Consider the following 20,169-nt stretch of genomic DNA (forward strand, 5'->3'; position numbering starts at 1 on the left):
AGGAGTGGTATTGTGAAATTAGAAGAGATAAAGGAAATACTAGATGCTGAAGTGCTAACTGGTGAGGAATATCTAGATAGAGAAGTTATTTCTGCTTTTGGATCGGATTTAATGAGCGATGTTTTAGCTTTTGTAGATGATGGATCAGTTTTACTTACAGGTTTAACAAACCCACAAGTTATTAGAACTGCTGAAATGATAGACTTGTATGCTATTGTATTTGTAAGAGGCAAAAAACCAAGCAAAGAAATTATTGAAATGGCAAAATCACACAATATAACTGTTCTATTGACTGATTATACATTGTATACGGCATGTGGGAAGCTATATGAAAAAGGATTAAGAGGTATTTCTATAGAAGGAGCAACAAGGTAGATGAATGAGAAGAATTCTATAAAGCTTGAATATGAGATTTTACAAAATGATTTTACAAGAGCTGGTGAAGCTTCTAGTAATATAAAGAAAATTTTGAAACAGCTTGGAATAGAAGCAAAAATAGTTAGAAAAGTAGCTATAGCAACTTATGAAGCAGAGATGAACATAGTAATACATTCATATGGTGGGAAAATAAAAGTTATAATAACAGAGCAGTATGTTGATATTTATGCAATAGATAAAGGGCCTGGTATTAAAGATATTGAACTTGCTATGAAAGAGGGCTATTCAACAGCACCAAATCATATTCGAGAATTAGGATTTGGCGCTGGAATGGGATTACCGAATATGAAAAGATGTGCTGATGAATTTAACATAAAGTCTAGTCCTAATGGTAAAACAGAAGTTTATATGAGGATTTATATAAGTAAATAAACAAAATCTAGTAGGTGATTTTTATGGAAGAGTACTTTCATTCAGTTGTACTTGATAAGGATAAATGCAATGGTTGTACAAATTGCATGAGAAGATGCCCAACGGAGGCTATAAGGGTAAGAAATAAAAAAGCTATAATCATAAAAGATAGATGTATAGATTGTGGTGAATGTATAAGAGTATGTCCATATCATGCTCAACAGACACAATTAGATACTTTGAAAAAATTAGATAAGTATAAATATAAAATAGCTATTTCTCCTATGACTTTGTATGGTCAGTTTAGTTTAGATAAAGATATTAATAAAGTTTTTAATGGGATTAAAATGCTAGGTTTCGATGAGGTGTTTGATGAAGGATATGCAGCAGATATCATAACTTTGATTATTAGAGAAAACTTGAAGAACAATAAACAACCAAAACCACTTATTTCATCTTTGTGTCCAGCAGTATTAAGATTGATACAAATTAGATTTCCGTCATTAATTGATAATATAATAAGGATCGAAACACCTATGGAATTAGCAGCTAGATTAGCAAGAAAAAATGCTATGGAAAATTACAGTCTAAAGTCTGATGAAATAGGTATATTTTATATAACACAATGCCCTGCTAAAGTTACAAGTATTAAAAATCCAATAGGGATAAAAAATTCGCATGTTGATGGTGCTATTTCTATAAAGCAGATATATGGTGATATAGTAAAAAATTCAAATACTGTTGAAAAGACTGATACTTTCAAAACAGCTTCTACTTATGGAATAGACTGGGCTAGAGCTGGAGGGCAAAGTAAATCTATTGGAGTTGATAATTATATTGCAGTTGATGGTATAGATAATGTTATAAAAGTTTTGGAAGAAATTGAATTAGGTAAGCTTAATAACATTGAATATTTTGAAGGTTTAGCTTGTGTTGGTGGCTGTGTTGGTGGGCCATTGTGTGTTGAAAATCCTTTTATAGCTAAGAGTAGAATTAGAAGATTAGCAGAAAAACGTAATGATCAGATAAAAGTTTCAAAAGAATATGCTATAGAATTATATAATTCGGGTTTTGCTTGCTGGACTGAGAAAATTCAGTCTAAAGGAGCTATGAAACTAGATGAAAATATAGTTGAAGCAATAAAGAAAATAGAAGAAATAAAAAAACTTACTGATTTATTGCCTGGACTTGATTGTGGCTCATGTGGAGCACCTTCTTGTAGAGCTTTAGCTGAAGATATAGTAAGAGAGTATGGTAAGATAGAAGACTGTATATTCAAAGATTAGCCTAGGGAGGATATTTATGAGATTAGATAAAATAATTAAAAAATTAGAGCTTGAAGTTTTAGCTAATAAAAATATTGAAAACAATGTAGATGGGGTTTATATAGGTGATTTATTAAGCTTAGTAATGGCTAATGCTAATGAAAATAACTTATGGATTACCATTCAAACGCATTTAAATGTAATTGCTGTAGCTACTTTAGTAGGTCTGTCAGCTGTTTTGATTGCTGAAGGCATGGAAGTTGAAGATGAAACTATAAAAAAAGCTAATGAAGTTGGAATACCAGTTTTAAGATCAAAACTTAGTGCATATGAGTTAGCGTGTAGATTATATGAATTAGGTGTTTAGTATGAGATTGACTTATGACTTGCATATACACTCAGCTTTATCTCCATGTGGAGATGAGGATATGACACCAAATAACATTGTCAATATGGCGTATATTAAAGGGCTTGATATAATTTCGGTAACAGACCATAATACCGTGCAAAATGTAGAAGTTATTATGAAAGTAGCTAAAAAAAGGGATATTTTAGTTATACCTGGTATAGAGGTAACTACAAAAGAAGAAGTTCATATATTATGTTATTTTAGAAATACTGAGGATAGTAAGGAATTTCAAGATTTTATTTATAGAGGATTACCTAATATTAAAAATAATGAAAAGCTTTTTGGAAGACAACTGTTAATGGATGAAAATGATAATATTATAGGCAAAGTTGATAAGTTTCTTTTAAATAGTACTAAGTATACGATTAAAGAAATTAATGATTTAGTTAATAGATTAAATGGCGCTCTTGTACCAGCGCATGTAGATAAAAAGTCTTATAGTATACTTGCAAATTTAGGGTTTATACCTAATGAGCTTAATATAAAAACAGTTGAAGTTTCAAGTAACTATTTTTCTTTATCAACTAAAATCTTAAATAGTTTAAATGGATATAATATACTTAAAAATTCTGATGCTCATTATCTTGGAGATATCAACGAACCAGTTATGTTTTTAGATCTAGAAAAAAAGGATATAAATTCTTTAATAGAATATCTAAATAAGAGTTGGAGGAATAAAGGATGAAGGAGCTTTCACTTCACATTTTAGACTTAGCTGAAAATTCAGTGAAAGCTGAGGCGACAAAAATAAGTATTAGTATTTTTGAGGATACAGAAAAAGATCTATTGATTATAAATATAGAAGACAATGGAAGAGGAATGGATGAAGAGCTATTGAAAAAAGTAGAAGACCCTTTTGTAACATCTAGAACGACTAGAAAAGTAGGCTTAGGGATTCCTTTGATGAAAGCTGCTGCTTTAAGGTGCGAAGGAGATTTTAAAATATCTTCTGAAATAGGTAAAGGAACTAAAATAACATGTATTTTTAAACATAGCCATATAGATAGAGCACCAATAGGGGATATTGGACAGACAATAATTTCGCTAATAAATGCAAATGAGAATATAGAAATTGTTTACAAACATAGTTATAATGGAAATTGTTTTGTTTTTGATACTAAAGAAGTAAAGAATATACTAGGAGATGTGCCAATAAACGAAGCTCATATAATGCTGTGGATAAAAGATTATATCAACGAAAATATAATGAGTCTTTATAGGAATAGTCAGGAAGAATGACAATAAATAAACAATCTATTTTCTGTACAATTTAGGTAAAAGGTGTTATAATTAAGTTAAAAATAATAGGACCCATAAGTGGGGGTCCTATATTTGTGTTAAATTTTATTTATTTAAGTATTTTGTATACAAGATTTGTTTAAAAATTATTAAAATTATAAATAAGAGGTGAGATGCATGAAGTTAAAAAATCTTACCTTTAAAGGTGGTGTACACCCGCCACACTTTAAAGAGTATACTGAGAAAATTCCATTAGAAAAAGCAAAAGAACCACAAACAGTTATCATTCCATTAGCGCAACATATAGGCGCACCTTGTGAACCAATTGTAAAAGTTGGAGATAGGGTTAAAATTGGACAGAAGATAGGTGAGCCAAAAGCGTTTGTTTCTGCGCCAATCCATTCTAGTATTGCAGGAATAGTGAAGAAAATTGTACCTTACACAAGTCCTATAGGTACACAAGTATTATCTGTAGTGATAGAATCAGATGGCAGCAATGAAGTAGATGAAAACGTTAAACCGAAAGGTGATTTGGAATCACTTACTAAAGAAGAAATCTTAAATATCATCAAAGAAGCAGGTATCACAGGGCTTGGAGGTGCAGGGTTCCCTACTCATGTTAAATTATCACCACCTCCAGATAAAAAGATTGATACTATAATATTAAATGGTGCAGAGTGTGAGCCATATTTAACGTCTGACCACAGATTGATGCTTGAAAATCCTGAGAAGGTAGTATTTGGATTAAAAGCTATTATGAAAGCTGTCGGTGTAAATAAGGGATTTATCGGAATTGAAAACAACAAACCAGATGCGATAGAAGTAATGCAGAACGCTGTAAAAAATGAACCAAACATTGAAGTGGCTACTTTAGTTACTAAGTATCCACAAGGAGATGAAAAACGATTAATTAACGCTGTTACAGGAAGAGAAGTACCAGCTGGTGGATTACCAATGGATGTAGGTGTTATAGTTAATAATGTTGGTACTGCAGCAGCTATAGCAGATGCAATTCAGACAGGTATGCCACTTATACAAAGAATAGTTACAATAACAGGTAGTGCTATAAATGAACCTAAAAATCTAATCGTTAAGATAGGAACTCCATTTATAGAAGTGATTAAGCAATGTGGTGGATATAAAGGAAAACCAGGAAAAATAATTATGGGTGGACCTATGATGGGTATTGCTCAGTTTACTGATGAAGTACCTGTTATTAAAGGAACATCAGGTATACTTGTATTAAATGAAAAAGAGGCTAAGATATCTGAGCCTAAACAATGTATTAGATGTGGTAAATGTGTTGATATTTGTCCTGTTAATTTACAACCTCTATTTATAAGTCAATTTGCATTAAAAAGCATGTATGATGAAGCTGAGTATTATCATGCATTAGATTGCATTGAATGCGGTTCATGTTCTTTTATTTGTCCATCAAAAAGGCCTCTATTGCAATCAATAAGAGTAGCTAAGAGGGAACTAATTTCTAGAAGAAAAAAAAGGTAAGCGATTGGAGGGAGAATAGTGGATAATAAGTTAATAGTTTCATCTTCTCCACATCTTAGATCAGATGAAACAATCAATAGAATCATGTTAGATGTAATAATAGCTTTATTACCAGCAACTTTAGCTAGTATCTACTATTTTAGATTTAATGCGTTAAAGTTGATTGTATTGGCAGTATTGACTGCAATGGTAACAGAAGCTTTAATTCAAAAATTAATGAAAAAGCCTATAACTGTAAATGATTTAAGTGCAGTTATCACAGGGTTATTATTAGCATTTAATATACCTGCATCGGCGCCTTGGTGGATACCAGTAATAGGTTCAGCTTTTGCAATTGCTATAGTAAAGCAGGCTTTCGGTGGATTAGGGCACAATTTTATGAATCCAGCTTTAGCAGCAAGAGCTATGCTTTTAGCATCATGGCCTGTTATTATGACTAATTGGGTAGCTCCCGGGGCAGAAGCGGTAAGTACTGCAACACCTTTAGCTATTTTAAAAGGAGAAGCAGCTAATCAGATTTTACCACCTTTAAAGGATGTATTTTTCGGAAATGTAGGAGGATCTTTAGGAGAAACATCTGCAATACTTTTAATCTTAGGTGGTGCATATTTACTTTATAGAGGTGTTATTAACTGGCGTATTCCTTTTACTTATATAGGTACAGTTGCAGTTATGATGCTGATCTTTGATGGAGGATTAACTAGCATGATATACCATATATTTGCAGGAGGACTTATGCTAGGTGCCTTCTTTATGGCTACTGATTATGCATCATCTCCTGTAACACCAAAAGGACAGATTATTTTTGGAATAGGCTGCGGTGTTATAACATCAGTAATAAGACTCTATGGTGGCTATCCTGAAGGGGTTTCATACTCAATACTTCTTATGAATGTAGTAGCACCTCTTTTAGATAAATATACTAGCCCAAGAGTGTTTGGTGAGGTGAAGCAAAATGGGTGATATTATAAAATTAGGTTTAATACTATTACTAATAACTTCTATAGCAGCTTTAGTGCTAGGTTTTACTAATGATATGACTAAAGACGTTATTGCGAGTGTAGAAAATAAAGCAAGTGAAGTGGCAAGAAAAGAAGTGTTACCTCAAGCTGAAAGTTTTAAACCTTTAGATGAGAAAGTATTAAGTGAAATAATTAATAGCAATCCAAATGTAAGAGAGGTTTATGGTGGCTATTCTGAAAATGGCAGTTTAGTGGGGTATGCTATAAAGACAGCTACTCCTGGATATGGAGGAGATGTTGAAGTTATAACAGGAATTTCATTAGAAAATAAAGTAACTGGTATAAAAGTAGTAAGTCACAAGGAAACTCCAGGTCTTGGAGCTAATGCAACTCAACCTAAGTTCCAAAACCAATTTAAAGACAAAGAAGTTACAAAAGAGCTAGTAGTAGTTAAAGGAAATCCGAGTAGCGAAAATGAAATACAAGCACTTACTGGTGCTACAATAACATCAAGAGCTGTTACGAACGGTGTTAATCTAGCTAGAGAAATATTTATTAATAAGCTTGCACAGTAGTACTTTCAGGCTTGGAGGTGTAGAGATGAAATTAAAAGATAACTTAAAAAATGGTTTACTGAAAGAAAACCCAACATTTGTGCAGCTTTTAGGTATGTGTCCAACATTAGCTGTAACAACAACTGCAGTAGATGGTATGGCAATGGGGTTAGCGACAACTGCTGTATTAATAAGTTCGAACTTGGTTATTTCTTTGTTAAGAAAAGTTATTCCAAGTAAAATAAGGATACCTTCCTATATAGTAATAATAGCTACATTTGTTACTTTAATTGAAATGTTTATGCATGCTTATGCTATTGATTTATATAGGTCTTTAGGATTGTTTATACCTTTGATTGTTGTTAACTGTTTAATATTGGGTAGAGCTGAGTCTTATGCTTCAAAGAATAATCCTGTTAATTCAGTAGTAGATGGAATTGGTATGGGATTAGGATTTACATGGGCTCTTACTCTTTTAGGAATTATAAGAGAGTTACTTGGAGCGGGAAGTATATTTGGAATTAAAGTATTAGGTGAAGCTTTTAAACCAGCTATAATTATGATATTACCTCCTGGAGCTTTCTTAGCATTAGGTGTTTTAATAGGATTATTTAACTGGCTAAAGTCAAGAAAGACTGCTAGAGTATAGAGGGGGTTTGTAGATGAGTATAGGAGGATTATTTACAATATTAATAAGTGCAATGCTTGTTAACAACTTTGTGCTTTCAAGATTTTTAGGTATTTGTCCTTTCCTTGGAGTATCTAAGCAGGTAGAAACTGCTTTTGGTATGGGGATGGCTGTTACATTTGTAATGACTTTATCATCTATTATAACTTATATTGTACATCATACTATATTAGTAAGTTTAGGATTAGAATATTTGCAAACTATAGCTTTTATTTTAATTATTGCTGCACTAGTTCAGTTAGTTGAGATGTTTATTCAAAAAGCAAGTCCAACATTATACCAAGCTTTAGGAGTATATTTGCCACTTATTACTACAAACTGTGCAGTATTAGGATTGGCGATAATCAATATTCAAGAAAACTATAATTTAATAGAAACAATTATTCATTCATTAGGTGCATCTATAGGTTTTTCTTTAGCGATAGTACTTTTCGCAGGTATTAGAGAAAGATTAGCATTAGCTGATGTACCTGAATCTTTAAAAGGATTTCCAATTGCTTTAATAACAGCAGGATTAATGTCAATAGCATTTTTAGGTTTCACTGGTCTTGTATAGGAGGTGATAATCATGTCTATTAGTATTATATATGCAATATTAAGTTTAGGTGGTTTAGGACTATTATTTGGCGTTGGTTTAGCAATTGCTTCAAAGGTGTTTGCTGTAGAAGTCGATCCAAAGGTTGAAGCAATAAGAGAAGCATTACCAGGTGCAAATTGTGGTGCATGTGGCTTTCCTGGGTGTGACGGTTTTGCAAATGCAGTGGCTAGTGGTAAAGCTCCTGTAAATGGATGTCCAGTTGGAGGTGCTGCGACAGCTGAAAAATTAGGTGAAATTATGGGAGTAGCTGCTGAGGCAGGAGAAAAGAAAGTAGCTAGAGTTATTTGTCAAGGTACTTGTAACAATGCTAAAGAGAAATATGAATATTTAGGAATTAAAGATTGTAAAGCAGCTGCTATGGTTGCTGGAGGAAGTAAGTCTTGTCAGTATGGATGTTTAGGATTAGGAACTTGTATTGAGGCATGCCAGTTTGGTGCAATTGAAATTGTTGATGGAATAGCAAAGATAAACCCAGAGAAATGTACTGCATGTCGTAAATGTATTGAGGTATGTCCAAAGGCTGTAATAGATATGGTGCCATATGAACAAGATGTTTTTGTAGATTGTAATAGCAAAGAGTTCGGAAAAGAAGTTAAATCAAAATGTACTGTTGGATGCATTGGCTGTAAGATTTGTGTAAAATCTTGTCCATTCGATGCAATAGAATTTGAAAATAATTTAGCCAAAATTAACTATGATAAATGTACTAATTGTATGATTTGTGCAGAAAAATGTCCAACTAAAGCTATATCAGCTAACTTTGAAAAAAGAAAGAAAGCTCATATTGAAGAAGAAAAATGTGTAGGATGTACAATTTGTAAGAGACAATGTCCTGTAGATGCTATAGAAGGAGAATTGAAAGAGAAACATAAAGTATTAGAAGACAAGTGCGTAGGTTGTGGTTTATGTGCTGAAAAATGTCCTAAAGATGCAATTGAGCTTAACTAAATTTAAACCCTGCTATATTTATAGCAGGGTTTTTTATTCCCTTTCAACTAAATGCGTCATAGTCGCATTTTTAATGAAAAAATTGTTACTTGTATTTAGGTAATATAAGTGGTAAACTAAAATTGAGATAATATGTATGTTCTGTATACATTTACATTTCATAGATTTTGAAAGGTGTTTAGTATGACAAAATGGGACAAGTATCTTATTTTTTTTATAATATTATCAAGTATAATAGGTCTTAGTATAGTTAAAAGCGACATAAGTAAATCAGATTATAAGTATATAAGGATTACGGTAAATGGAAAAGTTATTAAAAAAATTACTTTTGGTAAAAACATGATTGGAAAGACTATTGATATAAGAACAAAATACGGTTATAACAAGATTGAAATTGGTGAAGGGAAGGTTAGAGTAATAGATGCAGATTGTCCTGATAAATTAGATGTTAAGCAAGGCTGGATATCAAAACCTGGAGAAATTATAGTTTGCTTACCAAATAAGTTGACTATTGAAATAGTGGGAGAAAAAAAAGCAAATGATAAAATAGATGATGTAAGCTACTAGAAAGAGTGAGTAAAGTGAATAATATTAAAAAACTTATTTTTTTATCGTTATTGGTAGCATTAGGACTTGCGCTAAGCATACTTGAATCTTTAATACCATTACCTTTTATCGTGCCTGGAGCAAAATTAGGTTTAGCTAATATTGTAGTTTTATCGACTTTAATTGTATTTGGGTATAAAGAAGCTTTGATAGTAGCAATACTAAGAAGTATAACATTTAGTTTGGCAACTGGAAGTGTAACAAGTTTATTTTATAGTTTAACTGGAAGCTTACTAAGTTTAGTTGCAATGTATTTTGTATATAGATTTTTGTCAAAGATGTTTAGTGTTATAGGTGTAAGTATTATAGGAGCTGTTTTTCATAATATAGGGCAAATAAGTGTTGCAAGCATTATGATGGAGAATATTAAGATATTTTCGTATTTACCAGTTATGAATTTAGTTAGCTTATTTACTGGATATTTTGTTGGTTTAAGCACCTTTTATACGACAAAACATTTAAAAAAAATATTTAATTTATGATTTTAAGGAGGGTTATGATGAGAACTAGAAATAGAAACCCGTGGGTTTTATTTTTATTATTGATTACGGGGATTGTAATTGGTGGGATAATTGGAGATTTGTTAAGCGATAAGATACCTTTATTGGCATATAATTATGCAATAGGATTTAAATCACCAATACAATTAGACTTAAAAGTAATCAATTTAACTTTTGGTTTAGCTATAAATGTTAGTATTGCAAGTGTAATTGGCTTGATAATTTCGGTATTTATATACAGGAAATTATAGGTGATAATATGCAAAAGAGGATAATTTTAGCTTCTGGTTCACCTAGAAGAAAAGAATTATTATCTAAATTTAATATTGATTTTGATATTGTTCAAAGTGATATACCAGAGTTAGTTAATGATTTTGATGAGCCAAAGCAAACAGCTATGTCTCTAGCATTTCAAAAAGCAAATGATGTATCACTAAAAATGACAAATGGTGAAATAGTAATAGCGGCTGATACTATTGTTGTTTTTGAACGAAAAATCTTAGGCAAACCACGTAGTGAAAGTGAAGCATTTGAAATGTTATTTAAATTAAGTGGCAAAACCCATTCTGTAATTACAGGGTTTGCAATTATTGAGACAGGCACACATAATAAAATTATTGACTATACTGAAACAATTGTCAAGTTTAAAGACTTGACTTCAGATCAAATAAAAAGATATATTAGAACCAGAGAATATTTAGATAAAGCAGGCGCTTATGCTATACAAGGCTATGGCTCAATATTTGTAGAATGGATAAAAGGTTCTTATTGGAATGTAGTCGGCTTACCAATATCAAAATTAGATAGTATTTTAGAAAAATATTTTGGAGTAAGACTATTATAGGATGGATTGATATAAATGGGTGGAGTGGAGAACTATACTATAAAAGATTTACCAGAAGAAGAAAGGCCAAGAGAAAAGTTATTTAAATTTGGTCCAAAAGCATTATCAAATTCAGAATTATTAGCTATAATCATAAGGACAGGAAATAGAAAGTATACAGCTATTGAACTATCACAAAGAATACTTTCTATGGACAAAAGTGGACTAAGGTATTTAGCTGAATTAACATTTGAGGAGCTAACAGAGCTTAATGGAATTGGAAAGTGCAAAGCTGCTCAAATTATTGCAGCTATTGAGATTGGCAAGCGGTTATCTTCTTTTAATACGGAAAGTAGAATAAAGATAACTTGTCCGCATGATGTAGTTAATATTCTAATGGAAGAAATGAGATATTTTAAAAAAGAATATTTTAAAACTATTCTGTTAGATACAAAAAATAACATAATTGCTATAGAAGATACCTCTGTTGGTAGTTTAAACTCTTCAATAGTACATCCCAGAGAGGTATTTAAAGTGGCAATAAAAAGAAGTAGTGCATCGATAATTATAGTACACAATCACCCTAGTGGTGATCCGACACCTAGCAAAGAAGATATAAATATTACTAAAAGACTTGTTGAAGGGGGAAAAATTTTAGGGATAGATTTGTTAGATCACATAATTATTGGGGATGGAAAATACGTAAGTTTAAAAGAGAAAAACATAATATAAGATGAAATAGGGAGGAGCAAAAGAAGATGGGCATCTTAAATATCTTTTCAAGAGATATGGGAATAGATTTAGGAACTGCGAATACATTAGTGTATGTTAAAGGAAAAGGGATAATCATTAGAGAGCCTTCAGTTGTAGCTATTAAATCAAAAACAAATCAGGTTTTAGCTGTTGGTGAGGAAGCTAAGAGGATGATAGGTAGAACACCTGGTGATATAATTGCAATCAGACCAATGAAAGATGGTGTTATAGCAGATTTTGATGTTACTCAAAGTATGTTAAAACACTTTATTAAAAAAGCTTATCCGAGACGCTCTTTTGTACAGCCTAGAGTGGTAGTATGCGTACCGTCTGGAGTAACAGAAGTTGAAAAAAGAGCAGTTGAGGAAGCAGCTAGACAAGCTGGAGCTAGAGAAGCACACCTTATTGAAGAACCTATGGCAGCAGCTATTGGTGCAGGTCTTCCAGTACAAGAACCAACAGGTAGCATGGTTGTAGATATTGGTGGAGGAACTACTGAAGTTGCTATTATTTCACTTGGTGGAATAGTAACAAGCAAATCAATAAGAATTGGTGGAGACGAATTAGATGAATCAATTATCTATTATATTAAGAAAGAATATAATTTAATGATTGGAGAGAGAACTGCAGAAGAAGTAAAAATACAGATAGGATCAGCAGATTTAAGTCCAAAAACTAAAGATAAAAAAATGAAAATAAGGGGTAGGGATTTAGTGACTGGTCTACCTAAAACTATAGAAATATGTGCAGCTGAAATTTTAACTGCCATGAAAGAGCCTGTTTCAAGCATAATTGATGCAATAAAATATACTTTAGAGAAAACACCACCTGAATTAGCAGCTGATATTATGGAACAGGGTATTATGCTTACTGGCGGTGGTGCATTACTTGATGGTTTAGATAGATTGATTAAGAAAGAGACTGGAATGCCAGTTCATATTGCAGAAAATCCACTTGATTGTGTCGTTTTAGGAACAGGTAAAGCACTTGAAGAAATAGAGACTTTAAGGAGAGTATTAATTAGTACAAATAGGTAATAATGGTTGGTGGTGAAGTGTGTATAAAATGAAAAAGTATAGAAGTAGAATGATAGTGGCTTTAGTCGCTATCATTCTAATTATTATAATAGGATTAACTTCTAAAGATAGACAAAATATGACATCAATAGAGAATCTAACTGGGAAAATAGTGACTCCATTTCAGAAATTATTTTATACAGTTGACCAAAAAATCACAAACACAATAAAGTCAGTAACTAATATATTTAAATTAAAAGAAGAAAATGAAAGAATGAAAGCTGAAATACTAAGGTTAAAAGAAGAAAATAGAAAGATGGAAGACATTATTAGTCGTGCTGAATACTTGAAAAATGAAGCTATCATGCTGCAAAAATCAAAATATGCTTTTATTAGAAGTAAAATTATAGGTAAGGATCCAGGAAACTGGTTTGATAGATTTATAATTGATAAAGGAAGAAAAGATGGTGTTCAAGAAGGAAGTATAATTATTAAAGCTGTTGAGCTAGATGGAGGTATTATTGAAGAAGGATTGGTCGGAAAGGTAATTGAAGTCGGTGATAATTGGTCTAAAGTTTTAACTATAATTGATGAAGGCAGTAAAGTTAGTTTTAAAGTAATCCGTACTCAAGATGGTGGTATTTTAAATGGAAGTATAAGTGGAGAAATGAGTGGATATTTATTTGATTCGAATTCTGATATTGTTGAAGGTGACAAGCTTATAACTTCAGGATTAGGAGAAGTCTTTATTGAAGGGCTTTATATAGGGAAAATAAAAAAAGTTATAAAGAAGGAAGATGATCTAGTAAAACGAATTTTAGTTGAGCCTTCTATTAATTTTAAAAAACTAGATTATGTTTATGTAATTACAGGTGTTAATGAGTATAAGTGAGGGATAGAGGATGCCTTTTAATATGATTTTATTAATAATTTTGAATTTTGTACTACAAACTACTATTTTCCAACATTTTAGAGTATTTGGTATACTGCCAAATACAACCTTGATTATCTTAATATGCATTTCTGTATTAAAAGGGAAAAAGGTAGGCTCTTTTATAGGTTTAATAACTGGTTTTATACAGGATATACTTTTCTTTAATGTTATTGGAATTAATGCACTTATTTATTTTATTGTAGGATATCTAATTGGCTCAATAAATGATAAAATATATAAAGACAGTTCTTTTATGCCTTTGGTGTTAACTGCTTTTTCGACTGTTTTTTATCATTTAATATATTCTTTCTTTATGTATTTTTTAACAGTTAACTATAATTATTTTTATTTAATAAGAAAAATAATTTTTATTGAATTAATATACAATAGCTTATTTTCTATATTTATTTACAGGCTGGTTGTAAAATTACAAAAAAAACCTTCTATAAGTTTTAGATAGAAGCGGAAGGTGGTAATATTGACATTAAAAGAAAAAATAAAAAATAGATATAATATTTTGTTAATTATTATTTCAATAGTATTCCTTTTAGTTGCTTTTAGATTATCAACACTTACTATAGTATTAGGAGATAAATATAGAGAAATTTCTGACAATAAAAGGGTTAAACAGATACCAATTACAGCAGCAAGAGGAGAAATAAGAGACAGATATGGTCGATTATTAGCAGGTAATAGACCAAGTTTTACAGTTCAGATTGTTAAAGATGAAATAAATAAAAATAGAAATGAAGTAGCTTTAAAACTGATTAAGATTTTAGAAGAAGAGGGAGAAAATTATTCGGATGAATTTCCAATTAAATTAGATGTAATAACTTATAAAGATGATAGTGAATATATTAAAAGTTCTGAAGAACCAGAAAAGGAAATTATTAAAATTATATTAGAAAACAAATTAATTAAGGATATTGTAAAGCTATATTATACCCATAATAGTAATGATAATAATTTTACTGTAAGTGTAGCAGACAGAATTAAAACTATTTTAGAGAATAATGGTATAACGGTTCCTATTTTGATTAATATAGACAGTAGTTCAAAAGAAGTCAAATTTGAATACGATAAAAAATACGATATACGGAAATGGAAACTAGAGAACAAATTACCATTAAAACAAAATCCAGAAGCGGATTTTATTTTAATGGTAGAAAAAAATGAAAAGATTTTTAGTAAAGTAATAAGAAATCCTATTATAAGGAGATTAATATTTTCGTTTCTTGATAATAGAGGGTTAGTCGAAAAGTTTGAAATAAATGATTATATGTTTAAGTTTGATCAAGAATATAAAAAGATAAAAGCAGATTTAATTAAAAACTTTGGTAAAATTACTATGGATTCAACTGCAGAAGATGATTTTACAAATATTGTAATAGAGACATCTATAGATGAGTTGATTAGTACAGTTTTTACTACAAACAGCAATAAGTCAAATAAAAAACAAGAGATAATACCTGCAAAAGTTTTAATAGATAATTTAAAAGATGAAGGGTCTTATGTACCTATAGATATTGAAATAGATAGAGAAAAGAAAAAAGTTTCGTTTAAATATATAGATGAGAAAAGTAAAAAAATATTTTGTCAAAAAGAAGAGATTAATGAACAATTACCACCTGAAAAAGCTTTAATTGAAATTGGAAAAAAAACAGGGCTTATTTATGATTTAATAAAGGATAAAAATATAAAGTACTTTGCCCAGGAAATAGTTCTTAATAATGAGATAAATCCTAAGATTTCGGTTAAAGATTTTGAATACGTTCCTATAAGGAATAAAAGAAATTGGCTTAAAAAATATAAATTACCTGAAGATAGCAGTGCTAATGATGCATTTAACTTATTAAGAGATAAATATAAAATAAGCTCAGAACTAAGTAAATATGAAGCAAGATATATAATGCTTATAATAGAACAGTTAAAAAAACAAGGTTATAGAGCTTATCAGCCTATTAATATTGCTTATGGTATTAAACCTAGTACAGTTTCTAAAATAGCAGAAAACAACCTAGACTTAACAGGTGTTTATGTATCTGTTGAACCTGTTAGATACTACCCTATGGGTAGTACAGCAGCTCATATACTTGGATATTTGGGTAAAATATCACAGAGTTATGAGATAGAGAAATATATTAAAAAGTTAGGATATTCTCCTAATGATATTATAGGTAAAACAGGAATTGAACAGAAATTTGAACAATACTTAAAAGGGCAAGACGGGTCTAAGTATATAGAGGTAGATGTTTTGGGTAATACTATAAAAGTTTTAAAAGAAGAAAAGGCTATTCCAGGGAATAATGTTTACTTGACTATAGATGCAAAATTACAGCAAGTTGCTGAAAAAGCACTTAAGCAAGCAATAGAAGAGATACAAAAAGGTGGAGAATTTAAAAGCAAATGGGGGAATTATAATTATAGAGAGAGTTTTAAAGATGCAACCTCAGGTGCAGTAGTTGCAATAGATGTAAAGACAGGAGAAGTTCTCGCTTTAGCAAGTTATCCTGCGTATGATCCTAATTTATTTGCAACAGGAATTAATGAAGATGATTGGGAAAGTCTAATGCCGAAAAATCCTGAAGATCCTCTTGCACCTAGACCTTTATATAATATAGCTATACAAACAGCAATACAGCCTGGTTCAACTTTTAAGATGATAACAGCTTTAGCAGCTTTAGAAGCTGGAATTGATCCAAAGACAAAAATAATTGATATGGGATATTTAAAATTAGGTAATAAAACTTTTGGATGTTGGTTATGGAATGATAGAAGGCTTACTCATGGACCAGAAAATTTATATGAGGCTATAAGAGATTCATGCAACTATTATTTTTATACAGTTACTTTAGGTAAAAACTTAAGAACAGGTCGAGAATTGGGAGCTAAAGTAGAAATTGATGATATTTTAAGGCTAGCGCAGGAATTTGGGCTAAATGATAAAACAGGAATAGAAATTAATATACCAAATGAAGCCTCTGGCGGAGTTCCGAATCCGCAAATTAAAATAATTACTATTAAAAGAAGTTTGAGAAGATTTTTGAATAATAATTTAAAGAATTATTTGAAACAAGATGATATTTCTGAAAAAGATTTACAAAATATGATTGACACTATAGTTAGTTGGGTTGAATTAGAAAATACACTTACTAGAAGTGAAGTTATACAAAATTTATCGAAATTAGGTATAGACCCATATAAAGAAAATGATAAAGGTATAAATATAGCAGATATTATAAAATATAGTTATCTAAACCAAGCATCTTGGAAGCAAGCAGATACTTTAAACATTTCTATTGGACAAGGACATAATGCATATACACCTATTCAGATAGCGAATTATATAGCAACACTTGCTAATGGTGGAATAAGACATAAGGTAAGTGTTATTGATAAAATAGAAACTTATTATGGAGAAATAATTGACTATAATGATAATAAAGATGATGCATATAGGATAAAATTGAAGGATTATAGTTATTTAGATGAAGTTAAAAAAGGTATGGGCTTAGTAACTACTGAGGGTACAGCAAGGTCAATATTTAAAAATTTTCCTATAAAAGTAGGCGGTAAAACAGGTACTGCCCAAAATACAGGTACAAATCCTGTAACAGGTAAAAAATACGACCCTTATGCATGGTTTGTAGGATTTGCACCTTACGATGATCCACAAATAGCTGTAGCAGTAGTAATATTTCAAGGTGGACATGGAGGCTATGCAGCACCTGTTGCTAAAGAAGTTATAGCTCAGTATCTAGGGTTAAATAATGTAGATGAAAAATTTGAATATCGAAATAAATTAGTAAGGTAGTGCTACCTTACTAATTTATTTTTTTCTATTAACGAAGAAGGAATTATAATAATTTTGAAGAATATTTTTAGTTAACAGCATTATTGCGGAGGCGTTAGACATGGATGAAAATTTAGTAATTTTTAAAGGAAAAAAAGAAGGAATTTATATTTATATAAAAGAAGGCAACTTTCAAAACATAAAACGACAGCTAGAAGAAAAATTAGAGAATGCTAAGGGTTTCTTTCAAGGAGGAAAGGTTAAATGTATTGAAGGAAAGAAACTTTCACTTGATGAAAAAAAAGAGCTAGCAATATTAATTCAAGATAAATATGGTATTAGTGTTGATGAAAGATATAATTTAGAAGAGGATAATAAGCAAATATCTGAAATAAATTTGCAAACACAAAAATTTTTCGAAGGTATTAAAGAAGGTAAGACTAAATTTATCAGGGCTACAATAAGGTCTGGTCAATATATAGAATATGATGGGAATTTAGTTATACTAGGAGATGTAAACGCTGGTGCTGAAGTTAAAGCTAAAGGCAATATTATAATTTTAGGTACGTTAAGAGGCATTGCACATGCTGGTTGCGATGGAAATAAAAATGCGATTGTTGCAGCCTTTAGTTTGCAACCTACTCAACTTAGAATAGCTGAAATTATAGCACGTAGTCCTGATGGTGAAAAAGATAAACCTAAGTGGCCAGAGATAGCAAATATAAAGGATGGAAAAATGCTAATAGAACCTTACTTAACTAAAAAATAAATTAATGGGAGGCTGAAAAAATGGGAGAAGTGATTGTAATAACTTCAGGTAAAGGTGGAGTTGGTAAAACAACAACAACAGCTAATTTAGGAGCAGGACTTGTAATGAATGGTAAAAAAGTTGTTGTAGTAGATGCAGATATTGGTTTGAGAAATTTAGATGTTGTTATGGGTCTTGAAAATAGAATAGTTTATGATATTGTTGATGTTGTAGAGAAAGTTTGCAGGCTTAAGCAGGGATTAATAAAAGATAAAAGATATGATGGACTGTATTTACTACCAGCAGCACAGACAAAAGATAAAACAGCAGTAACTCCAGAGCAGATGCAGGAATTATGTGAAGATTTAAAAGAAATGTTTGACTATGTTTTGATAGATTGTCCTGCAGGAATAGAACAAGGTTTTCAAAATGCTATTGCTGGAGCAGATAAAGCTATTGTAGTAACAACACCAGAAATTTCAGCTGTAAGAGATGCAGATAGAATAATAGGGCTTTTAGAAGCCAAAGGATTACATAACCCTAAGTTAATTATAAATAGAATTAGACAAGATATGGTAAAAAGAGGAGATATGATGAATATTGATGATATGATAGATATTTTAGCAATAGAATTACTTGGTGTTGTTCCTGATGATGAAGCAATTGTTATATCTACTAATAAAGGTGAACCAGTAGTTGGCGATGAAAAAGCTTTATCTGGTAAAGCATATAGAAATATATCAAAGAGAATTATAGGAGAAGAAATACCACTACTAGATTTAGAAGTAGATGAGGGAATGCTTTCTAAACTTAAGAAGTTGATATTCGGAAAATAGTAGTAAGGGGGTATTGTTTTGGATTTACTAAAATTATTTGGGAAGAGCGAAGTAAACAGTAAAACTGTTGCAAAAGAAAGGTTAAAGCTAGTTCTTATTCATGATAGAGCTAATGTATCTCCACGCTTTTTAGAAATGATAAAAGGTGATATAATAAGAGTGATATCTGACTATATGGATATAGATGAAGAAGGATTAGATATTAAGTTAACACGTACAAGAAGGGAAAGTGACAATTCCCCTATACCTGCTTTAGTAGCCAACATACCAATTATTAAAATGAAGGAAAAAGCAATTGAAAAATAGACATATTAATAGAAGGGTTGGAGAATATATGAAAATAGCATTAATAGCACATGATAAAAAGAAAAAGCAAATAGTTAATTTTACATTAGCGTATAAGGATATTTTAAAAAACCATAAATTGTATGCAACAGGAACGACTGGTAAACTTATAAATGAAGCTACAGGCCTTGATATTCATAGATTTTTATCTGGACCTTTAGGTGGAGACCAACAGATAGGTGCTTTAGTAGCAAACAACGAAATAGACTTGGTGATATTTTTAAGGGATCCGTTAACAGCTCAACCTCATGAACCAGATATTCTAGCATTAATGAGATTATGTGATGTACATGGAATTCCTTTAGCTACTAATATAGCTACTGCTGAGTTGTTAATTAAATCAATGCAAAGAGGAGATTTAGATTGGAGGAAAATTATAAATAAACACCAAAGGCGACAATAGTTGATTGATGTCGCCTTCAATATTTTATTCAATTATTTTTTTTAATATGTTTATAAGTGTATCTATTTCGTTTTTGGATAGCGGTGATAACATTTCTTTGAAAACTTCATTCCTTATTTGCTCATTATTTTTTAATATCTCTTTTCCTTTATCAGTAAGTTCAATAAATACTACTCTTCTATCTTTATCAGATCTTTTACGAATTACAAATCCAGATTTATGAAGTTGTTCTATGAGTTTTGAAGCTGCAGGTGCAGAGATAGTTAATTTTTCAGACAAAGAACTGACAGTATGGATTCCTCTATTAATTTGCTTTAATATAATTAATTGAGATAAAGTAATATCTTTTGAAATTTTATCTTGTAATTCAGATGCTAATTTTTTATTAAGACTTACCAATAAACTACTTAGACTGTCAATCATTCCATTTTTATTATTTGTTTCAATATTCATA

26 protein-coding genes are annotated in these 20,169 nt (G+C 30.7%); 25 read left to right on the forward strand and 1 reads right to left on the reverse strand.

Going from position 1 to position 20,169, the window contains the following annotated elements; genetic code table 11:
• Window positions 1-12 precede the first annotated feature (12 nt).
• From TR13x_RS00285 to mgsA, 25 genes are all read left to right on the forward strand, one after another.
• The gene (locus TR13x_RS00285; protein WP_054869886.1) at window positions 13-375 is read left to right on the forward strand and encodes a DRTGG domain-containing protein; all 363 of its coding nucleotides are present in this window, start codon (window positions 13-15) and stop codon (window positions 373-375) included.
• Window positions 376-810: an anti-sigma regulatory factor gene (locus TR13x_RS00290; protein ID WP_054869887.1), complete on the forward strand. Its 435-nt coding sequence runs from the start codon at window positions 376-378 to the stop codon at window positions 808-810. It begins immediately after the preceding gene.
• A 23-nt stretch (window positions 811-833) separates the two neighbouring features.
• On the forward strand, window positions 834-2,075 hold the full coding sequence (locus TR13x_RS00295) for a [Fe-Fe] hydrogenase large subunit C-terminal domain-containing protein (RefSeq protein ID WP_054869888.1): 1,242 nt from the start codon (window positions 834-836) through the stop codon (window positions 2,073-2,075).
• Window positions 2,076-2,091: 16 nt separating this feature from the next.
• The gene (locus TR13x_RS11005) at window positions 2,092-2,421 is read left to right on the forward strand and encodes a DRTGG domain-containing protein (protein WP_054869889.1); all 330 of its coding nucleotides are present in this window, start codon (window positions 2,092-2,094) and stop codon (window positions 2,419-2,421) included.
• Window position 2,422: 1 nt separating this feature from the next.
• The gene (locus TR13x_RS00305; protein WP_054869890.1) at window positions 2,423-3,148 is read left to right on the forward strand and encodes a PHP domain-containing protein; all 726 of its coding nucleotides are present in this window, start codon (window positions 2,423-2,425) and stop codon (window positions 3,146-3,148) included.
• Window positions 3,145-3,702 (forward strand): ATP-binding protein, encoded by a 558-nt coding sequence (locus TR13x_RS00310; protein WP_054869891.1) that lies wholly within the window; start codon window positions 3,145-3,147, stop codon window positions 3,700-3,702. The genes TR13x_RS00305 and TR13x_RS00310 overlap by 4 nt, the downstream gene beginning before the upstream one ends.
• Window positions 3,703-3,879: 177 nt before the next feature.
• Window positions 3,880-5,208, forward strand: a complete 1,329-nt coding sequence (rsxC, locus tag TR13x_RS00315; protein ID WP_054869892.1) for an electron transport complex subunit RsxC — start codon at window positions 3,880-3,882, stop codon at window positions 5,206-5,208.
• A gap of 15 nt (window positions 5,209-5,223) precedes the next feature.
• Window positions 5,224-6,171 carry an RnfABCDGE type electron transport complex subunit D gene (locus TR13x_RS00320; RefSeq protein WP_369813260.1) on the forward strand — a complete coding sequence of 316 codons (948 nt, stop codon included), beginning with the start codon at window positions 5,224-5,226 and terminating at the stop codon, window positions 6,169-6,171.
• The gene (locus TR13x_RS00325) at window positions 6,164-6,745 is read left to right on the forward strand and encodes an RnfABCDGE type electron transport complex subunit G (protein ID WP_054869894.1); all 582 of its coding nucleotides are present in this window, start codon (window positions 6,164-6,166) and stop codon (window positions 6,743-6,745) included. The genes TR13x_RS00320 and TR13x_RS00325 overlap by 8 nt, the downstream gene beginning before the upstream one ends.
• Before the next feature lie 25 nt (window positions 6,746-6,770).
• Window positions 6,771-7,373 carry an electron transport complex subunit RsxE gene (gene rsxE, locus TR13x_RS00330; protein WP_054869895.1) on the forward strand — a complete coding sequence of 201 codons (603 nt, stop codon included), beginning with the start codon at window positions 6,771-6,773 and terminating at the stop codon, window positions 7,371-7,373.
• A 13-nt stretch (window positions 7,374-7,386) separates the two neighbouring features.
• The gene (gene rsxA / locus TR13x_RS00335; RefSeq protein ID WP_054869896.1) at window positions 7,387-7,968 is read left to right on the forward strand and encodes an electron transport complex subunit RsxA; all 582 of its coding nucleotides are present in this window, start codon (window positions 7,387-7,389) and stop codon (window positions 7,966-7,968) included.
• Between the two features lie 12 nt (window positions 7,969-7,980).
• Window positions 7,981-8,958 carry an RnfABCDGE type electron transport complex subunit B gene (gene rnfB / locus TR13x_RS00340; RefSeq protein ID WP_082394717.1) on the forward strand — a complete coding sequence of 326 codons (978 nt, stop codon included), beginning with the start codon at window positions 7,981-7,983 and terminating at the stop codon, window positions 8,956-8,958.
• 183 nt (window positions 8,959-9,141) lie between these two features.
• On the forward strand, window positions 9,142-9,525 hold the full coding sequence (locus tag TR13x_RS00345; protein WP_054869897.1) for a NusG domain II-containing protein: 384 nt from the start codon (window positions 9,142-9,144) through the stop codon (window positions 9,523-9,525).
• A 14-nt stretch (window positions 9,526-9,539) separates the two neighbouring features.
• Window positions 9,540-10,046, forward strand: coding sequence for a Gx transporter family protein (locus tag TR13x_RS00350; RefSeq protein WP_054869898.1), 507 nt, complete (start codon window positions 9,540-9,542; stop codon window positions 10,044-10,046).
• A gap of 17 nt (window positions 10,047-10,063) precedes the next feature.
• Window positions 10,064-10,315, forward strand: a complete 252-nt coding sequence (locus tag TR13x_RS00355) for a DUF4321 domain-containing protein (protein ID WP_054869899.1) — start codon at window positions 10,064-10,066, stop codon at window positions 10,313-10,315.
• 8 nt (window positions 10,316-10,323) lie between these two features.
• The gene (locus tag TR13x_RS00360) at window positions 10,324-10,908 is read left to right on the forward strand and encodes a nucleoside triphosphate pyrophosphatase (protein WP_054869900.1); all 585 of its coding nucleotides are present in this window, start codon (window positions 10,324-10,326) and stop codon (window positions 10,906-10,908) included.
• A gap of 15 nt (window positions 10,909-10,923) precedes the next feature.
• Window positions 10,924-11,619 (forward strand): DNA repair protein RadC, encoded by a 696-nt coding sequence (gene radC, locus TR13x_RS00365; protein ID WP_054869901.1) that lies wholly within the window; start codon window positions 10,924-10,926, stop codon window positions 11,617-11,619.
• A 26-nt stretch (window positions 11,620-11,645) separates the two neighbouring features.
• Entirely contained in the window at window positions 11,646-12,677 is a 1,032-nt protein-coding gene (locus tag TR13x_RS00370) for a rod shape-determining protein (protein WP_054869902.1), read from the forward strand.
• A 28-nt stretch (window positions 12,678-12,705) separates the two neighbouring features.
• On the forward strand, window positions 12,706-13,548 hold the full coding sequence (gene mreC / locus TR13x_RS00375; RefSeq protein WP_054870432.1) for a rod shape-determining protein MreC: 843 nt from the start codon (window positions 12,706-12,708) through the stop codon (window positions 13,546-13,548).
• 10 nt (window positions 13,549-13,558) lie between these two features.
• Window positions 13,559-14,050, forward strand: coding sequence for a rod shape-determining protein MreD (gene mreD, locus TR13x_RS00380; RefSeq protein ID WP_054869903.1), 492 nt, complete (start codon window positions 13,559-13,561; stop codon window positions 14,048-14,050).
• Window positions 14,051-14,068: 18 nt separating this feature from the next.
• Window positions 14,069-17,404 carry a penicillin-binding transpeptidase domain-containing protein gene (locus TR13x_RS00385; protein WP_054869904.1) on the forward strand — a complete coding sequence of 1,112 codons (3,336 nt, stop codon included), beginning with the start codon at window positions 14,069-14,071 and terminating at the stop codon, window positions 17,402-17,404.
• 100 nt (window positions 17,405-17,504) lie between these two features.
• Window positions 17,505-18,152 carry a septum site-determining protein MinC gene (gene minC / locus TR13x_RS00390; protein ID WP_054869905.1) on the forward strand — a complete coding sequence of 216 codons (648 nt, stop codon included), beginning with the start codon at window positions 17,505-17,507 and terminating at the stop codon, window positions 18,150-18,152.
• Between the two features lie 20 nt (window positions 18,153-18,172).
• On the forward strand, window positions 18,173-18,967 hold the full coding sequence (gene minD / locus TR13x_RS00395) for a septum site-determining protein MinD (protein ID WP_054869906.1): 795 nt from the start codon (window positions 18,173-18,175) through the stop codon (window positions 18,965-18,967).
• 18 nt (window positions 18,968-18,985) lie between these two features.
• Window positions 18,986-19,273, forward strand: a complete 288-nt coding sequence (gene minE / locus TR13x_RS00400) for a cell division topological specificity factor MinE (protein ID WP_255351291.1) — start codon at window positions 18,986-18,988, stop codon at window positions 19,271-19,273.
• Between the two features lie 28 nt (window positions 19,274-19,301).
• Complete coding sequence (gene mgsA, locus TR13x_RS00405; protein ID WP_054870433.1) at window positions 19,302-19,715, forward strand: methylglyoxal synthase; 414 nt, start codon at window positions 19,302-19,304, stop codon at window positions 19,713-19,715.
• A gap of 24 nt (window positions 19,716-19,739) precedes the next feature.
• Here mgsA and TR13x_RS00410 read toward each other — a convergent pair whose 3' ends face one another.
• Window positions 19,740-20,168, reverse strand: coding sequence for a MarR family winged helix-turn-helix transcriptional regulator (locus tag TR13x_RS00410; protein WP_054869908.1), 429 nt, complete (start codon window positions 20,166-20,168; stop codon window positions 19,740-19,742).
• Window position 20,169 lies beyond the last annotated feature (1 nt).

It is taken from the genome of Caloranaerobacter sp. TR13 (genome assembly GCF_001316435.1).
GTDB lineage: Bacteria > Bacillota > Clostridia > Tissierellales > Thermohalobacteraceae > Caloranaerobacter.

What these genes read in the sequence shown, in the direction of transcription:
- minC (WP_054869905.1), top strand. Translation starts at nt 17,505, where the DNA reads ATGGATGAAAATTTAGTAATTTTTAAAGGAAAAAAAGAAGGAATTTAT.
- TR13x_RS00305 (WP_054869890.1), top strand. Translation starts at nt 2,423, where the DNA reads ATGAGATTGACTTATGACTTGCATATACACTCAGCTTTATCTCCATGT.
- TR13x_RS00295 (WP_054869888.1), top strand. Translation starts at nt 834, where the DNA reads ATGGAAGAGTACTTTCATTCAGTTGTACTTGATAAGGATAAATGCAAT.
- mgsA (WP_054870433.1), top strand. Translation starts at nt 19,302, where the DNA reads ATGAAAATAGCATTAATAGCACATGATAAAAAGAAAAAGCAAATAGTT.
- TR13x_RS00290 (WP_054869887.1), top strand. Translation starts at nt 376, where the DNA reads ATGAATGAGAAGAATTCTATAAAGCTTGAATATGAGATTTTACAAAAT.
- TR13x_RS00370 (WP_054869902.1), top strand. Translation starts at nt 11,646, where the DNA reads ATGGGCATCTTAAATATCTTTTCAAGAGATATGGGAATAGATTTAGGA.
- rsxE (WP_054869895.1), top strand. Translation starts at nt 6,771, where the DNA reads ATGAAATTAAAAGATAACTTAAAAAATGGTTTACTGAAAGAAAACCCA.
- TR13x_RS11005 (WP_054869889.1), top strand. Translation starts at nt 2,092, where the DNA reads ATGAGATTAGATAAAATAATTAAAAAATTAGAGCTTGAAGTTTTAGCT.
- TR13x_RS00360 (WP_054869900.1), top strand. Translation starts at nt 10,324, where the DNA reads ATGCAAAAGAGGATAATTTTAGCTTCTGGTTCACCTAGAAGAAAAGAA.
- TR13x_RS00355 (WP_054869899.1), top strand. Translation starts at nt 10,064, where the DNA reads ATGAGAACTAGAAATAGAAACCCGTGGGTTTTATTTTTATTATTGATT.
- TR13x_RS00310 (WP_054869891.1), top strand. Translation starts at nt 3,145, where the DNA reads ATGAAGGAGCTTTCACTTCACATTTTAGACTTAGCTGAAAATTCAGTG.
- TR13x_RS00325 (WP_054869894.1), top strand. Translation starts at nt 6,164, where the DNA reads ATGGGTGATATTATAAAATTAGGTTTAATACTATTACTAATAACTTCT.
- TR13x_RS00410 (WP_054869908.1), bottom strand. Translation starts at nt 20,168, where the DNA reads ATGAATATTGAAACAAATAATAAAAATGGAATGATTGACAGTCTAAGT.
- rsxC (WP_054869892.1), top strand. Translation starts at nt 3,880, where the DNA reads ATGAAGTTAAAAAATCTTACCTTTAAAGGTGGTGTACACCCGCCACAC.
- mreC (WP_054870432.1), top strand. Translation starts at nt 12,706, where the DNA reads ATGAAAAAGTATAGAAGTAGAATGATAGTGGCTTTAGTCGCTATCATT.
- rnfB (WP_082394717.1), top strand. Translation starts at nt 7,981, where the DNA reads ATGTCTATTAGTATTATATATGCAATATTAAGTTTAGGTGGTTTAGGA.
- radC (WP_054869901.1), top strand. Translation starts at nt 10,924, where the DNA reads ATGGGTGGAGTGGAGAACTATACTATAAAAGATTTACCAGAAGAAGAA.
- rsxA (WP_054869896.1), top strand. Translation starts at nt 7,387, where the DNA reads ATGAGTATAGGAGGATTATTTACAATATTAATAAGTGCAATGCTTGTT.
- TR13x_RS00345 (WP_054869897.1), top strand. Translation starts at nt 9,142, where the DNA reads ATGACAAAATGGGACAAGTATCTTATTTTTTTTATAATATTATCAAGT.
- minD (WP_054869906.1), top strand. Translation starts at nt 18,173, where the DNA reads ATGGGAGAAGTGATTGTAATAACTTCAGGTAAAGGTGGAGTTGGTAAA.
- mreD (WP_054869903.1), top strand. Translation starts at nt 13,559, where the DNA reads ATGCCTTTTAATATGATTTTATTAATAATTTTGAATTTTGTACTACAA.